The organism is Hymenobacter arcticus (assembly GCF_054779975.1).
On the sequence record NZ_BAAGXF010000001.1, the window covers coordinates 543,682 to 559,326 of the forward strand.

General features: G+C 63.8%; 8 protein-coding genes. 1 reads left to right on the forward strand and 7 read right to left on the reverse strand.

Annotation, left to right across the window (positions count from 1 at the left end; genetic code table 11):
- Window positions 1-237: 237 nt before the first annotated feature.
- Window positions 238-2,454, reverse strand: coding sequence for a penicillin acylase family protein (locus tag ACYVGC_RS02500; protein WP_460582197.1), 2,217 nt, complete (start codon window positions 2,452-2,454; stop codon window positions 238-240).
- A gap of 198 nt (window positions 2,455-2,652) precedes the next feature.
- On the opposite strand from ACYVGC_RS02500, the gene ACYVGC_RS02505 reads away from it, so the two are divergent.
- Window positions 2,653-3,129, forward strand: coding sequence for a VOC family protein (locus tag ACYVGC_RS02505; RefSeq protein ID WP_460582198.1), 477 nt, complete (start codon window positions 2,653-2,655; stop codon window positions 3,127-3,129).
- A gap of 159 nt (window positions 3,130-3,288) precedes the next feature.
- Here the strand turns inward: ACYVGC_RS02505 and ACYVGC_RS02510 are convergent, their stop codons facing one another.
- The 6 genes from ACYVGC_RS02510 to ACYVGC_RS02535 all read right to left on the reverse strand — a co-directional run bounded on the left by ACYVGC_RS02510 (window position 3,289) and on the right by ACYVGC_RS02535 (window position 15,325).
- Window positions 3,289-5,706: a sugar-binding domain-containing protein gene (locus ACYVGC_RS02510; protein ID WP_460582199.1), complete on the reverse strand. Its 2,418-nt coding sequence runs from the start codon at window positions 5,704-5,706 to the stop codon at window positions 3,289-3,291.
- Between the two features lie 10 nt (window positions 5,707-5,716).
- Window positions 5,717-6,730, reverse strand: a complete 1,014-nt coding sequence (locus tag ACYVGC_RS02515) for a glycoside hydrolase family 43 protein (RefSeq protein ID WP_460582200.1) — start codon at window positions 6,728-6,730, stop codon at window positions 5,717-5,719.
- 39 nt (window positions 6,731-6,769) lie between these two features.
- Window positions 6,770-8,335 (reverse strand): glycoside hydrolase, encoded by a 1,566-nt coding sequence (locus ACYVGC_RS02520; RefSeq protein ID WP_460582201.1) that lies wholly within the window; start codon window positions 8,333-8,335, stop codon window positions 6,770-6,772.
- Window positions 8,336-8,420: 85 nt separating this feature from the next.
- Window positions 8,421-9,965 (reverse strand): RagB/SusD family nutrient uptake outer membrane protein, encoded by a 1,545-nt coding sequence (locus ACYVGC_RS02525; RefSeq protein WP_460582202.1) that lies wholly within the window; start codon window positions 9,963-9,965, stop codon window positions 8,421-8,423.
- Between the two features lie 22 nt (window positions 9,966-9,987).
- Window positions 9,988-13,074, reverse strand: coding sequence for a SusC/RagA family TonB-linked outer membrane protein (locus ACYVGC_RS02530; RefSeq protein WP_460582203.1), 3,087 nt, complete (start codon window positions 13,072-13,074; stop codon window positions 9,988-9,990).
- 316 nt (window positions 13,075-13,390) lie between these two features.
- The gene (locus ACYVGC_RS02535) at window positions 13,391-15,325 is read right to left on the reverse strand and encodes a glycoside hydrolase family 35 protein (protein WP_460582204.1); all 1,935 of its coding nucleotides are present in this window, start codon (window positions 15,323-15,325) and stop codon (window positions 13,391-13,393) included.
- Window positions 15,326-15,645: the final 320 nt, after the last annotated feature.

The following is a 15,645-nucleotide window of genomic DNA, read 5'->3' on the forward strand; positions in this document are numbered from 1 at the left end:
CTAAGTGGGAAAGGAAATGCGCCTGAGCCTGGTAAGCAGGATACGCCTGCACAACTGGCTATAACGATGCCTGCTTGCAGCTTCCGCACCGGGTGAAAGCTAGGGGTTATTTACTGAAAATAAACTAATTATATACACAGCCCTTATTACTGTGCTGCTTTCCGTGCTTCCCCTACCGGGCGCTTATCAAGCCGGGGGTAAGCTGGTCATACGAAACTCGTTAAACTCACTGCGCCCCTACTCGCCAGGCCGGTACTGGCGCTCGACGTGCTTGGCCACATCCTCGGGGTAAAACCACACGTCTTTGAACTGGCCTTCGCAGTAGAGCGGGGCCTGGTCGGTGAAGTGCTTGTCGGTGGGGCGGCTGGCCTGGCCGCCGGTTACCACGGAGCGGGCCACCACGCGGGGGCCAAACTCCACCACTGCCACGAAGCTGTTGCCCACGCCGCCGTAGCGCTTTTTGGTGCCGGGGTAGGTGTGCGCCCCAAAGGCGGCCAGCGAACCCCAGGCCGACGAGGTGAAGGCCACCGGCCGGCTCGGCTGCTGGTCGTCAAACGTCTCGTCAATCTTACCGGTGAGGCGCTGGTAGCGGTTCACCTCGCCCCATGGCACCTGCCACTTGCCAAAGTCGCGGGTGAGCTCGGCGATGGTTTCGCTCAGCGCCTGGGCTTTTTCCTCGGGCGTGATGTGCTCGATGACGAAGTTGGTAAAGCTGATATAGTCGGTGGCTTGGCCGACCGGCACGCGGGGCCGGGCCAGCCGTTGCAGACGCTCGGCCCAGTAGATGGCCAGCGTTTGGGCGGTGCTGGTTTGGCTGTAGTTCAGGTTCCAGGCGCGCAGCACGGGTAGGGCGGCCTCTACACCATCGGGCAAAGTGCCGCCGGCCGCGTCGAGTAGCAGCTGGCTATCGCGCAGCAGCGAGGGCAGCAGCTTTTCGAAGCCCGCCAAGTGCGGGTCGTTGGCGGCGGCAATGAGGGTATCGAGGGTAAACGCTTTTTTGCGGCTCAGCACACGCACCGCGTTGAGGCCCCGGTAGTTTTCGGCGTCGGGGGCCATATAGCTGGGGTACTGCGCTTTGGCGGGGCTGCCGGCGGGGCCGGCTACGGTGAAGGGCGTCGAGTTGCAGTTTTGGATGAAGCCGCTGGCGGGGTTGCGCACCTGCACCAGCTCCTCTACTTTGTGCAGGCCCTGCCACTCGGTGGCTTTGAGGCTGCCGTCCACGGGCTGGCTGAAGTCGTAGCCGGCGGGGCGGCGGGGCATAAAGTTGCCGTGCCAGTAGGCGATAGTGCCCTGGTTATCAGCGAACACCGTGTTGTTGGAGGCGTTGCCGTTCAGGCGCATCACCTTTTGGAAGCTGGCGTAGTCGTGGGCTTTGGTGCGCAGGTAGCTCTGCTCCAGGGCTTCGAGGGACGTGTCCATCATCTTCACGGTCAGCCACTTCTCTCCTACCTTGCCCACCACCGGGCCGTGGGGCGTGCGGTAGGTGGTGAAGCGCCGGCGTTGCCGCTGGCCATCCTTTACATAAACTAATGACAATGTATCAGTTAGCACGGGCAATTGTTTACCATCGTACTGGTACGTAAACTTGCCGGCCTGCTCGCTCACCGTTTCGAGGTACTCGTCCATCGAGTCGGCCTGGCTGGAGGTGTGCATCCAACCGCACTTCTCATTAAAGCCCTGGTAGATAAAGAATTGCCCCCACGTAACGGCCCCGTAGGCGTTGAGGCCGGCGGCGCTGGTCATCTGCACCTCCGAGCGGAAATAGAACGAGGTGTGCGGGTTGATGAGCAGCAACGGGTGGCCGCTGGCGCTTTTGCCGGGCGCAATGGCGAAGCCATTGGAGCCAGTTGGCTCGTCGTCGGCTTGCTCAAAGGCCAAGCGCGTTTCCGCTTTTGGCGCTTGGTATGACGTGCCTTTTTGTTGGCTATAAAACGCCTTGAGGCGCTCCAGGGGCACCACGCTCACGTTGCCACCGATGCTGCCCTCGCTGAAGAGCAGTGGCATCCAGGGCTGGAAGCGGTGCAGCAGCCGGGGGCGCACCGCCGGGTGGGTGGCCAGGTAGTAGTTGGTGCCGTCGGCGAAGGCATGCAGCAAGTCCTTCATCCAGCGCGGGCTCCGGTTGTAAATACCCACCGCCCGCGTCGAATCCAGGAACAGCCGCTGGCGCAAATCCTCGTAGAGGGCGGCCTCGCCCCGCACCTCGGCCTGCCGGCCCAGGGCGGTGAGGTAGTTGTCCTCGACCCGCGCAAAGTCGTCCTCGCACTGCGAGTAGAGCAAGCCAAACACGGCGTCGGCATCCGTTTTGCCCGTGATGTGGGGCACGCCCCAGGTATCGCGGGTGATAGTGACGCGCCGGGCCTGCTGCTGCCAGCTGGCCACCTCGGCGGGGGTAAAAGCCTGGGCGCTGGCCTGGCCGGCGGCCAGCAACAACAGGAGCGTAGTAAGTTTGTGCATCAGCTACGGGACCGTTTGCCCTGGTTTTGTGGCGTGGGCGGCCCCGCTGCAAGTTAGGTTGCCGGGCGGGGCTTGGCGGCGCAGGCAGGGGCAGGCGGTTTGGCTTCGGCCGGGCGTGGTGGCGGGCTATTGGGCCGCGGCGTATCTTGCCAAGGCAGTGCTGCTCGGCACGATGCCCCTACCATCCCACCCAACACCATGCGTATCAATTTCTTAAAAGCAAACCGGTTTATCTTGCTGGGCAGCTTGCTGGCAGCCCCCGGCCTGGCTTCGCGCGCGGCGGCGCAGGAGGTGCCGGTGGCCGTCAACCACACGGCGCTCTACGTGCACGACCTGGCCAAGAGCGCGGCGTTTTACCGCGAGGTGATGAACCTGACCGAAATTCCGGAGCCATTTAAGGATGGCAAACACATCTGGTTTCGCACCGGGGCGCACAGCCAGCTGCACGTCATTCAGGGCGCGGCCAAGGTGGAGCCGCACGACATCAACTCGCACCTGGCCTTCCGCGTCAACGACCTCAAGGCCTTTATGGCGCGCCTCGACCAGGCGCACGTGCGCTACGGCACCTGGCAGGGCGAGCAAAAGCTGACCACCGTGCGCCCCGACGGCATCAAGCAGGTATACTTCCAAGACCCCGATAATTTCTGGCTGGAAGTGAACGATGACAAGTTTTAGTTAGCGCCCTCCGTGGTTCACCCCACCCCCTAGCCCCCTCCCCTCCGGGAGAGGGGGAACTAGTTTTTAGCCGTAGTTTCTAAAACTAGAACTAGTGCTAGTTCCCCCTCTCCCGAAGGGGAGGGGGCTAGGGGGTGGGGTGAACGCGGAGAGCGATAACTACTCGGCCCGCAGGGCCACTGCCTGCCCGGCCAGCCCCGGCGCGGCCAGCGCCACGCCGATAGCCCCCGCGCCCGTGGCTTGCACATATACCAGCAGGCGGCCCTGGTGGGCCTTGTGCCGGGGAGCGGCATAGGTTTCGTGGCTGGCCAGGTCGCCGCTCTCGATGCCCAGCAGGCGGGCCGGGCCGGTGAGCGTAACGGTTATTTCGGTGGCCGCGTCGGGCACGGGGTTGCCGGCCTGGTCTACCACCTGCACTTCGATTTGGGCGAGGCCCTGCGCTTTGGCCGATAGGCTGGTGCGGTCGGGCTTTAGTTGCAGGGCGGCGGGCGGGCCGGCGGTTTTCAATATTACTTCGCTTACTACCTGATTGTTGCGATAGCCGCGGGCGCGCAGCTCGCCGGCGGCGTAGGGCACATCCCAGGTGGGCAGGCGGCCAGTTTTACGGCCCAGGCTCTGGCCATTGAGCAGCAGCTCGGTGGCCTCGTTGGTGGTGTAGGCTACCACATGCACCTGGCTGGCGGCGGGCCAGTTCCAGGTGGCGGTGCCGCGGGGGCGGCGGCCGGCCGGGGCGCCCGCAGCGGGGGCCTCGGCGGCGGCGAGGTAGAGCATGGGCGCGCTCGTCCACAGGCTTTGGCGGAAGTAGTATTCGGGCTTGGGGAAGCCGGCCAGGTCGAGCAGGCCCGCGCCGTTGCTGCGCTGGGGCCACTTGCCGGCCTCGCCCAGGTAGTCGATGCCAGTCCAGAGGTACTGGGCCGATACGTAGGCATTGCTGTCCACGGCAGCCCAGGCGGCGGGGGCCATGCCGTTTTCACTGCCGTAGATGATGCGCTGCGGGTACTGCTTGTGGTCGTCGGGGTAGCGAAATTCCTGGTAGTTGTAGCCCACCAAATCGAGCGCGGCGGGGTAGTCGGTGAAGTTCGACATGACCACGCCGGCCAGCGCCGCCGTCACGGGGCGCGAGGCGTCGGCCTGCTTCACCACGGCCACCAGGCGCTTGGCCAGCGGGCCCATTTCGCTGGCGGGCGGGTGGTTGGGCAGGTAGCCTTTGCCATAAATCTGGGGGTTGCGGCCGGTGTTGAGCACCTCGTGGGTGTAGGGGTCGTTGGGGTAATCTATCTCATTACCAACGCTCCACATAATAATGCTGGGGCGGTTGCGGTTGCGGCGCACCATGTCGCGCAGGTCGCGGTCGCCCCACTCTTTGAAGTATTCGTGCGAACCGTTTTGGCTGGGGGTGCCCACGTTCCAGCCGGCCACCCACTTGTTTTTGCCCCGCTCCCACTCGTCGAAGGCCTCGTCCATCACCAAAAAGCCCAGCTGGTCGCAGAGGCGGTAGAGGTAGTCGGCGTGCGGGTTGTGGCTCATGCGCAGCGAGTTGCAGCCCACGGCTTTGAGGGCGCGCAGGCGGCGCTCCCATACTTCGGGCGGCACGGCCACGCCGAGCGCGCCGGCATCGTCGTGAATGCAGACGCCCCGGAGCTTGGTGGGCTGCTCGTTGAGGAAGAAGCCTTGGTTGGCATCGAACCGGATGGTGCGCACGCCCACTTCTTCGGTCACCTCATCTACCGGCTGGCCCTGCACGGCCAGGCGCACGCGCAGCTGGTACAGGTTGGGCTGGTCGGCCGACCACAGGGCGGGGTTTTTGATTGGTAGCGTGAGGCTAGCCGTGCCGTTGGCTTTTGGCTTGATGGTCAGCACCCTCTGCGCCGTAGCTACGGCCTGGCCTTTCGCATCGAGCAGTGTGCTTGTGACGGTCACGGCCGCCGCCGTGGCCGAGGCGTTGGTGAGGGCCACGGCCACCTTGCCAGTGGCGGCGCTGGCTGACACCTGCGGCGTGGTAAAGCCCACGCCCCACTGCTGGACGTGCACCGGCGCGGTGGCCAGCAAATACACGTTGCGGTAGATGCCCGAGCCCGTGTACCAGCGCGAATCGGCCACCACACTATGGTCTACTTTCACGGCCAGCACGTTGGGGCCAGTGGCTTTCAGGTAAGGCGTTAGCTCGTACTGAAACGAGGCGAACCCGCTGGGCCGCTTGCCTAAAAAATGACCGTTGAGCCACACCTCACTGTTTTTATATACCCCGTCGAAGTACACGAATACTTTTTTACCCTGGTAGCCGGCGGGCAGCGCAAACGCCTTGCGGTACCAGCCCACGCCGCCCGGCAGGTAGCCCGTGGCGCTGGCCCACTCCTCGCTGAAGGGGCCCTCGATGCTCCAGTCGTGGGGCAGCTGCACGGCCCGCCAGGCGCGGTCGTCGGCCTGGGGCTGCTGAGCGCCGGGCGCATCGCCGCGGTGGAATTTCCAGTCGGCGTTGAACAGTTGCTGCTGGCGCTGGGCCTGGGCCGGCAGCAACACGAGCAGCCAGCAAACGGCGCTCAGCAGCGCGAAGCGCTTAGGCATTAAGTATTTCATAGTCAAATTTTTATGGGCGACAAGGATTACCAATCATCAGCTTATCGCCCGATAAGTCGGCCTCAAATAAGCGCGGCACGCGGTGGTAGTCGCCCTTGACATCCAGGTGGCTGTGCAGCACCAGCAGGTCTTTGCCCTCGAAGGTGCGGAACAGCATGCCGTGGCCGTAGTTGGGCGGCGTGATGGGGGCGGGTTCCTGCTGCCAGGGGCCGGCGAGGGTGCCGCTGGCCGAGTAGGCCACCCCTTGGGTGTACACGTCGTATATCCAGCTGGTCCAGAGCATGCCCAGCCGCCCGGTTTGGGTGCGAAACACCCAGGGGCCGTCGGTTACTTTGTTGGGGCTTGCCGGGGCGGTGCGGGGGTTTTCGCGGCTCCAGGGCGAGTCGCTGGCGCGAAACAGCACTTGGCCGGGACCCAAGGTGCCGCTCAGGTCGGGCTTGAGGGCGATTTTCTCCACGGTGCCGTTCTGGTTCTGCACCCATTCGTGGCAGTATACCAGGTAAGGCTTCTGGTCCTTATCCACCCAAAAGGTGCCGTCGAGCGTCGATTTGTTGGCCGGCAGGTAGGTTTCGTCGCGCATGGGCCGGTAGGGCCCGGCGGGCCGGTCGCTCACCAGCACGTGGACGGCCCGGCGCTCCAGCGGGCTACCCAACCCGTTTTCTAGTTTGAGGGCGCGGTTGGTGAAAGTGGCGAAGTAGTAATACTTGCCGCGGTAGGCGTGGATTTCGGCGGCCCAAATCATGGGCTTCGGGCCCATCCAGGAGGTGGGGTCGGGCTGGGCCACCTGGGTGGGGCCGTCCCAACGCCTCAGGTCCTTGCTCTGCCACAGCAGCCCGCCGGTGCCAGTCAGGTAGTAGGTGTGGGTGCGCGCATCGGCCAGGATAAACGGGTCACTCAGCCTGATGGAATCCAGCGGCACGTTTTTTCGGCTGACCGGGGGCATCGGTTGCTGGGCCAGCGCGGGCCGGTTGCCCAGCACAAGCCCGCTCGCCAACGCCAACACTACCTGATAGTTAGTACGCATAGGGTGGGAAAAGGAAATGGTTAAAAAAGCCAGAAGCCGCTAGCGCAACTCGCTCACCAGCGTGGTGATGGCGCGCGGGGCCACGCGCAGCATACCGCCCGCCGCCACAGCCGGGCCGGGCTGCAAGTCGCCGGTGGCCGAGGTGGTGAAGGGCTGGCCGGCGCCCAGCTGGCGGCCAGCCAGCGCCAGGCGCAGGTCGGCGGGTGCATCAGTGTCGTTCACGATTACCGTTATCAGCTGCTTGCCATCGGCGCTGCGGTAGGCCGATACCAGCGGGGTGCCGGGGCTGGCCACGGGGCCGTCGAGCTGGGCAGCGAGGCGCACCGCGCCGGGCCGCACAAAGCGGCTGTAGTTGCCCAGCGCCCACAGCATTTTGCTGGGGTAGTACTGGCCATCGGTCTTGTTTTTGTCGATGTACACCAGGCCGTCTTTGTAGTCGTAGGGCGAGATGGCCAGCCACCACTGCCAGGCGGCGGCGTTGGCCACGGCCAGGTCGGCGTGGATGGCGCGGGCCAGGTATAGGGCCGGGACCATGCCCAGGTCGCGCGGCCCGCCGTTGATTTCGCCCGCGTTATCACCCAATATACAATACTCTGACTGCCAATAGGTAAGCTTAGGCACGGCGGCCACGCGAGCGGCCAGCTGCTGGCGCGTGGCCACGGCCTGCGGGTAGGGCGAGGTGGTGAAGTAGCTGTGCCCGGCCATAACGGGTGCCACGCGGGGCGTGCCGCCGAGGTAGGTCGGCAGGGCCTTATCGCCGAAAAATGCGCCGATTTGGTCGCCGCGCCCCGGCTTGTCGGCGGTGGTAAACAGGTAGTCGAGCTTGCCGGCCTCAGCCACCAGAATCTGGGTGGGTAGCTTGGCGGCTACCAGGCTCTTGCTCAGGGCTTTGCTGAGGTCCGCAATCTCCTCGTTTAGAAAAGGCGTGCCTTCCTGGCCGCCGTCGCTCCAGTCCCACTGCGGCTCGTTCACGGGGCTGAAGTAGGCGAAGGTGATGCCGGTTTTCTGGCGCACGCCCTCCGTGATGCGGGCGCAGTAGTCGGCCAGAGCCCCAAACTTATCGGGGGCCAGATTGGGCTGCTTGGCGGTGGCGTAGGCCTTGCCGTTGCGCGTGAGCGATACAGGCGGGCTGTTCAAGAAAGCCAGAAACTGCTTCACGCCGCGCTTTTTAGCCGCTTCCATAAACCAGCGCTGGCCGGCCAGGCGGTTCCAGTCGTAGGTGCCGGCCGGGGTCAGAAACGACTCGGCCCGCCGCCACTCGTCCTTGATGCCGCTGGCCTCGCCCTGCTCGGCGCTGCCGGCCCCCAGGTTCACACGCCACATGGAAAGGCCAATGCCCTTGGGCTGACCGCCGGGGCCGGCCGCGGTGCTAAACAGCAAGTCGGCGATGGCCTCCTTTTTGGCTGCCGGCCAGGTGCCCACAAACTGCCCGGCCCAGGCATCGGAGGCGGCGAAGTTGGTGATGGTCTGGTAGGTGTGGGTGGCGTCGATGCGCACCGTGTGGGGCGCGGTCGGTGCGGGGGCTGGCTGACTGCGGGCAGGGCCGGCGGCCAGTAGGGCGGCGGCCAAAGCCCAGCCGCTGGCAGTTTTTCTTACGTGTTTCATAGGCAAATGCGGCTATAAAAAAGGCCCCGCCGAGCCGCCCGCGGGCAGGCAACCGGGCGGGGCCTTGGGAAAAGAGCAGCGTAGGTTAGTACCCCGGGTTTTGCGTTACAGTGCCACCCGAGAGCTGAATCTGGGGCGTTGGAATCGGGAACAGGTTGTTGGTGGCCGAAATCTGGTCCTTCAGCTTGCCTTTGTCGTAGGGGTCGGTGCTGGTGCGCTGGGCGGCGTTGAAGGCCGTAATTACCTCCACCAGACGCTTCTGGCGCACGAGGTCGTAGTAGCGGTGGCCTTCCATGGCCAGCTCCAGGCGGCGCTCCAGCCAGATATCGGTGAGCAGCTGCGCGCCACCCGAGGTGCGGGGCAGCACCGTGCCGGGGCTCAGGCGGTTGGCGCGGGCGCGCACTAAGTTCAACGAAGTCAATGCTTTACCATCTTGACCTAGCTTGTTGGAGGCTTCGGCGTGCATGAGCAGCAGGTCGGCGTAGCGCAGCTCGATGCGGTTGAGGGGCGCGTGGTTGCCTTCGTTGGCGGGGCGGTCGGCCAGGGGCAGGAACATCTTGCGGCTAATGCGGCCCGACTCATTTTCCGACACCTTGGTATCGTAGTTCGAGTAGTCGAAGTTCGCCGTTTTGGGCCCCACGTTATCGCCCTGCTTGATGATGGTCCACTGCCGGCGCGGGTCGGTGCCAAATGCCCGCTCCAGGTTGCTGCTGGGCGTGTTGAAGCCCCAGCCACCGTCGGCGCGGCTGCGCATGACCACCGTGAGGTAGGTGCCGAGGTTGAAGGTCTGGTTGGCGTTGTAGTTGAGCTCAAAAATGGACTCGTTGCCGTTGGGGTTGTTCACATTCCAGACGCGGCTAAACTCGTCGTTCAGGTTGTACTGGGTGGAGTTGATAACCGTTTCGGCGGCCTGCTGGGCCAGGGCCCACTGCTCGGTGAAGAGGTAGGCCTTGGCCAGGTAGCCGTTGGCGGCGCCCTTGGTGGCGCGGCCTTTGTCGGCGCTGGCGCGGGCGTTTTTCTCGGGCAGCACGGCGGCGGCCTCCTGCAAGTCCTTCACAATCTGGGCGTAACACTCGGCGGCCGTGGCGCGCGGAATGGCGATGGACTCGGCCGGCGACACCGGCGTGAGCACCAGCGGCACGCCGCCGTAGCCCTTCACCAGCTCGAAGTAGTTGTAGGCCCGAATGAACTTCAACTCACCCAAGAGCTGCTGCTTCAGCGCGTCGTCGATGGGCGCTTTGCCAATGCCCACCAGGCCCGCGTTGCAGTTGCCAATAGCTTGGTACAGAAAGGTATAGCGATTATCAAACCACTCGTTGTTCGGCAGCCAGAAGAAGCGGGCGAAGTCGCCAAACTCGCGCTGGTCGCCGGCAATGGCGTTGCCCTTCCAGGCGTCGTCCGAGCCGGCATCGCCAAACATCCGGCTGCGGTCAATTTTCCACCAGTCGTCCTGGTCCGAGAGGGCATAGCAGCCCATCACGGCCGCCTTGCACTCGTCGGCGGTAGTGTAGTAGTTATCAGTGGTTTGCTGGCCCTGGGGCGATACGTCGAGGAAGGTTTTGCACGACTGCGCGGCCAGGCTCAGGCCCAAGCCCAGCGCCAGGATAAACGTGCGGTTGAAATTTTTCATGACAATAGCGGGTGGGAAGGGATTAGAACGCGATGTTGGCGCCCACCAGGTAGGTGCGGCTGGTGGGGTAGTTGCCCAGGTCCACGCCCCGGTTCAGGGCCGAGGAGGTGTCGGTGTACGAGCGGCCGTAGCCGATTTCGGGGTCGAGGCCGCTGTACTTGGTGAAGGTGAACAGGTTCTGGCCGCTCACGTAGAGGCGCAGGCTGGCCATGCGCAGGGCGCTCACCATTTCCTTGCGGAAGGTGTAGCCGAGCTGCAGGTTGCGCAGGCGGGCGTAGGAGCCGTCTTCCACGTAAAAATTGGAGAAGCGCGTGAGATTCTGGTTGTTATCGTTGGCCGTGATGCGGGGCACCGAGTTGGAGGTGCCTTCGCCGTGCCAGGCCAGGTTTTCGAGGCCGGCTATCTTGTTGTAGTTGTAGCTGCCCGAGTACCACCAGCCCTTGTTGGCGTTCACCACGTCGTTGCCGAGGCTGCCGATGAGTGAGGCTTGCAGGTCGAAGCCCTGGTAGCCCAGGTTCAGGTTCACACCGAAGGTCATGGCCGGTGTGGGGTTGCCGATAAACTGCTGGTCCTTGGCGTCAATCACGCCGTCGTTGTTGAGGTCAGCAAACTTGAAGTCGCCGGCCACCGCCGTGGGCTGAATGCGCGTGCCATTGGCCGCTACGTAGGCGTCTACCTCGCCCTGGTTCTGAAAGATACCGGCCGTTTGGTAGCCGTAGAAAGCACCCACGTAGCCGCCCTCTTCGGTTTTGGAAGGCCGGCCGAAAATCGGCGTGTTGCCCGAGTACAGTGCCTGGCCGTTGGCCAGCTTGTCGATTTTGCTCACGGCGCGGGTGGCGTTCACGCTCAGGCCGTAGGTGAAGGGGCCTTTGGCCTCCGAGTAGCCCACGGTGAAGTCGAGGCCGTTGGTTTTCATGCTGCCAATGTTGGTTACCGGGCTGTTGTAGCCGTAGCCGGCGTGGCCGGGCAGGGCCTGAAACATCAGCATGTCGGTGGTGTTGCGCCGAAACACGTCGAAGGTGGCCGTCAGCTTATTGCTGAAAAAGCCGAAGTCGAGGCCCAGGTCGTAGTCTTCCACCGTCTCCCACTTCACGTTGGGGTTCGGCACATTGCTTTGAATAACAGCTACTTGCTGCGTGCGGTCGTCGCCGGTCACGTAGTACGTCTTGGCAAAGGTGCCGGTGTAGGCGGCGTTGGTGAGGTTGCTGATGTTCTGGTTGCCCACGCGGCCCCAGCTGGCGCGCAGCTTCAGGAAGTTCATGGTCTCAAACGACTTCATGAAGTCCTCGTCCGTGATGAGCCAGCCCGCCGACAGCGACGGGAACGTACCGAAGCGGTTGTTGGTCGGAAACACCGACGACCCATCGCGGCGCACGCTGGCCGACAGCAGGTAGCGCCCTTTGTAGTCGTAGGTGACGCGCCCGATGAGCGAGGCAATGGTATTCGTGTTGTTGTTGCCGCGGGCGTTGTAGTTGGCCGTGGCCGCGTCGAGCTGGCGCAGGCTGGGGTCGTTGCTCGGAATGGCCTGGCCCGAGGCGTACTCGTTGCGGTAGTTGAACTTCTCGAACGTGGCGGCGGCCAGGGCTGTGAAGTTGTGGTCACCCAGCGACTTGGTGTAGGTCAGCGTGTTGGTGTTGTTCCAGTAGATGTTCAGGTTGTGCTCGCGCTCCACCGTGTTCACCTGGTTGCGCTCGTTGGCGTCGATGGTGTAGAAGGGCGAAAACGCGTTGCGCTCGTAAAAATTGGTGTTGGTGCCGAAACGCGTTTCGGCAATCAGACCGGGGATAAACTCGTAGTTGGCGTACACCGTGCCCACCAGAAAGTACTGATTGCGCCGGTCGTCGTTGCGCTCCACCAAAGCCAGCGGGTTACCGATGTCGGTGGGCGATGCGCCGTAGTAGTCGTAGGGGTTGCCCGAGGTGCCCGCCACGCGGGGCGAGGTGATGGGGTCGTCGTTGAACGCATCCCGAAACAGGCTCCCGCTGTTGAGGTAGTGCTGGTTGGTCATCGAGATGTTCAGGTCCTGCCCCACCTTGAGGTGGGTAGCGGCCTGGTACTGCGTTTTCACGCGCAGCGAGAGGCGGTCGAAGTCGGTGCCGCGCACCAGGCCGCGCTCCTTAAAGTAGCTTAAGCCCGTGGAATACACCACCTTATCGCTGCCGCCTGACAAACCCAGCGAGTAGTTCTGGGTGATGCCGCGCTGCTTTATCTGGTCCCACCAGTTGGTGGTTTGGGTGAACTGGTCGGGGTTGGAGTACACGGCTGGGCGGCCCGAGTTGGTAGCCGCCAGGTTCATGATGCGGGCATACTCGCTGGCCGAGGCCATGTTGGGCACCCGCGTGGGGTTCGACACGCCGTAGGTGGCATCTACCGTGATAACGGGCGCGCTCACCGAGCCCGCCTTGGTCGTAATCAGTACCACGCCGTTGGCCGCCCGCGAGCCGTAGATGGCGGCCGAAGCCGCATCCTTGAGCACCGTGAGGGCAGCTACATCCTTGGGGTTGAGGTAGTTGATATCGTTCACCGGCAGGCCATCCACCACGTAGAGCGGGCTGTTGCCGTTGATGGTCGAGATGCCGCGAATGAGAATCTGGGGCTGGCTGCCCGGCTCCGAGCCGGCGCCCACCACCGTTACGCCGGCGGCTTTGCCTTGCAGCGCCGAGCCCACGTCGCTCACCGTCAGCTTGGCCAATTCGGCGCCCTGCACGGTGGTTACGGCGTTAGTCACGGTGCGCTTTTCCTGCGAGCCGTAGCCGATTACCACCGCTTCGTCGAGGGCCTGGGCGGCCACGGTCAGCTTCACGGTGAGGGTAGTTTGCTGGCCCACGGCCACCTCCTGGCGGTTGTAGCCCACCGAGGAAACCACCAGCGTAGCGCCGGCCGTGCCCTCCGGAATGCGCAGCGAGAAACGCCCGTCGCCGTCGGTAGTAGCGCCGATGGTGGTGCCCTTTAGAACGATGGTAACGCCGGGTAGGCCCGCGCCTTTTTCGTCGAGCACGGTGCCCGACACGGGGGTATCGGCCAGGGCCGCCCGCCGGGTAGCAGTAGGCTGGGTCAGGGGGCTAGCCTCCGTAACCAAAGGAGCGGCGGCCACTGCCAGGGGCAGCAAGGCTCCGCAAAGGAGTATAGATTTTGCCTGCATCAGCAAGAAAATAGGCGGCAAGCCGAAGCCTGCCTGGGTGGGAAAAAGTGAAATCAGTACGGGAGCCGGCCACCGCGGGCCAGCCTCAAGCAACCCCAGCGGGGCCCATCGGAAGTGATGTAAAAGTACTGGCCAAAGCCAGGCGACAGGACCCCCATTTCGGGCAAAATGGGGGTCAAAACCAGTCAACAGGGGGCATTTTTGAGTGGGTACTCGCTCACAAATAACCAAATAACCAATTGGCTTTCAATAAGATAATGAAAGCCCCCAACCCAAATGCACCCTACATGGCTCCACCGGGGCGCAACTCGCTCAGGATGGGGTGGTCGAGGGTAGTAAGCGTGCTTTGCTGGGGCTTGAGCAGCTCCAAAACCGTAATGGTATTGGGTCCTTTCTTGAGCCACTCGGCTGGCACGTACAGCGTCTGCTGCGGGCCGATGGCCCAGTAGCGGCCCAGGTTGTGGCCGTTGACCCACACCACGCCCTTGCCCCACTGGCGCATGTCGAGGTAGGTGTCCTGGGGCGTGGCCACGGTGAAGGTGGTAGCGCGCAGGGCCGGACCGCTGCCCGCCGCCAAGGTCTTGGCGCTGGCACTGGCCACGGCCGGGGCCTGGTCGAAGGGCAGGCCAAACTGCTGCCAGCCAGTGAGTTCCTTGCCGCCCAGCGCCACGCTCTTGGTGATGCCCTTGGTATTCTGCAACAGGTATTCGCCGAAGTTGACGCGGCCCAGGTTCTCCACCAAAATATCGAGTTGCACCGGGCCCGTAGGTAGCGCCACGAGGAGGCTATCCTGGCGCTCGCGGCGGTCGAGGGTACCCACGCGCTTGCCATTGACCATAACCACGGCATAGTCACGCAAGTCCTTTATTTTCAGCATTTTACTACCACCTCCCGGCACCGTGGTGCGGTAGAGCACGAAGCCGTAGGCCTGCTTGAGGTTTTCGAACGTGAGCGGCTTTTGGCTGGCCACGGGGGCGGGCAGGCGGTCGAGCAGGCCGGTGCTTTGGGTGAGCTGCATGGCCGGCAGGGCCACGCTGGGCTTGGCGGCGGGCACGGGCGGCAGCGGCGGGCCAGCGGGCCGGTACTTGGCAATAACGTCGCGGAAGGCGCGGAACTTGGCCGTGGCATTGCCAGCCTCGTCGAGGGGCGCATCGTAGTCGTAGCTGCTCACCTGGGGCTCGTAGTGGCTGGTGTCGCCCTTGAAGTTGGCCCCGTTCATAAAGGCCCGCGTGGTGCCACCATGAAACATGTACATGTTGATGCTCATGCCGGCCCGCAGCACCGAGTCGAGGGGCGCGGCGTACTTGGCGGCGGGCACCGTGTGGTGCGGCGTGCCCCACCAGTCAAACCACGCCGGGTACCACTCGGCCACGTAGTAGGGCCCTTGGCCGCCGTGGTTGGTGTTCACCAACTGCCTGATTTGGCGCGGGTTGTCGGTACCATTCACGGCGGGCAGCAGGCCGGGCAGGTGGCCGGCGGCCACGTCGCGCACCGGGTCGCAGGTGTAGAGCATGCCATCGAAACCGGCTTGCTCGAATAGCTTTTTATTCAGCGCAAGATATTCTTTATCAGTACCATACGAGCCGTACTCATTCTCGACCTGCACCATGAGCACGGGCCCACCCTTGCCTACTTGCAGCGGGGCCAGCTGCTTGCCCACGGCTTGCAGGTAGCGGGTGTAGGCGGCCACGTACTGGGGCTCCTGGCTGCGCACCTTCAGGCCGGGCACGTTCTGGAGCCAGTAGGGATAGCCGCCAAATTCCCACTCGGCGCACACGTAGGGGCTGGGGCGCAGTATCACCCAGAGGCCTTCCTCCTGGGCCATCTTCACGAAGGCGGCTACGTCATTGTTGCCCGTAAAGTCGTACTGGCCCGGCTGGGGCTCGTGCACGTTCCAGAACACGTAGGTACCTATCGTGTTCAGGCCCATGGCCTTGGCCATTTTGAGGCGCTGCCGCCAGGCTTCGCGCGGAATGCGGGGGTAGTGCAGCTCGCCCGAAATCATTTGCAGCGGCTTGCCATCGAGCAAAAACTGGTCTTTACCCAAGATAAAGGTGTGGCGCGGCGCGGGGGCCGGCAGGCGCTTGGCCGGCGGCCGGCCGGCGGCCCGGCGCGGGGCCGGCTTGGGCGCGGGGGCGGCGGTGCCAGTGAGGCTACCCGCCAGGGTGGCGGCCAGGAGCAGCGGGGGCAGGTACCCGGAGAGGCAGAAGTTTCGCATGGGCAAGGTGGGTGGGAGGTGCCGGGCAACGGCGCGTGGAAGGAGACGCCCCGCTACGAAAGGCAGGCAACGGCTTGATTTAGGTTACAAAATTAACGGGGCCGGTGGCCGGCCAAGGGGTGCTTTCTCGTCAAAATGCACGTCAAATCGCTTGAAATGGCCTTTTTAACCCGTCAGGCCTGCGACCCACGGAGCCATCGAATTATGCCACTAGTCGTCCTCCGCAAGCGCCTCACTTCCTAGCCTCCTCTCCGAAAAGGAGAGGGGACTAAGTTTTAGTTTTTAAAAAAACCGAAGTCTAGAGCTATCCCCCCCCTCCT